Below are 426 nucleotides of genomic sequence, written 5' to 3'. Positions count from 1 at the left end.
GCCGCTGACCTTGCCCGGCATCATGGTCGGCGCCTTCCTCACCTTCGTGCTCTGCATCGGCGACTACATCACGCCGCAGATCCTCGGCGGCAACAATGAGCTGGTCATGCCGCAGCTCGTCATGATGCAGATCGGAAGGCGTGGCGATTTCCCCCTCGCCTCGGCGCTGTCGATCATCCTGATGGCGGTCGTAACCGTCGCCTACCTCGCCTGCGCCCGCTGGCTGAAGATCGAGCGGGCCTGACCATGCGCGCAATCGTCCGCACCGCTGCCTGGCTCTACGCGATCGCCATCTACGGCTTCATCTTCCTGCCGGTGATCGTGCTGGTGCTGTTTTCGCTGCAGGCGACGTCCTTCCCGATCCCGCCCTTCACCGGACCGTCGCTGCGCTGGTATCAGGCGGTGCTTTCCGACACGCGGCTGACT

At 64.8% G+C, this 426-nt stretch carries 2 pseudogenes; both read left to right on the top strand.

The annotated features are described in order from the left end of the window. Positions 1-244 (top strand): annotated as a pseudogene (locus EOA27_RS40070) (ABC transporter permease); the annotation flags it as partial. 2 nt (positions 245-246) lie between these two features. Further along, positions 247-426 (top strand): annotated as a pseudogene (locus EOA27_RS40065) (ABC transporter permease); the annotation flags it as partial.

Origin of the sequence: Mesorhizobium sp. M2A.F.Ca.ET.037.01.1.1 (assembly GCF_003998075.1) — a bacterium.
Taxonomy (GTDB): domain Bacteria; phylum Pseudomonadota; class Alphaproteobacteria; order Rhizobiales; family Rhizobiaceae; genus Mesorhizobium.
This window is presented reverse-complemented; position numbering and strand designations above follow the sequence as displayed.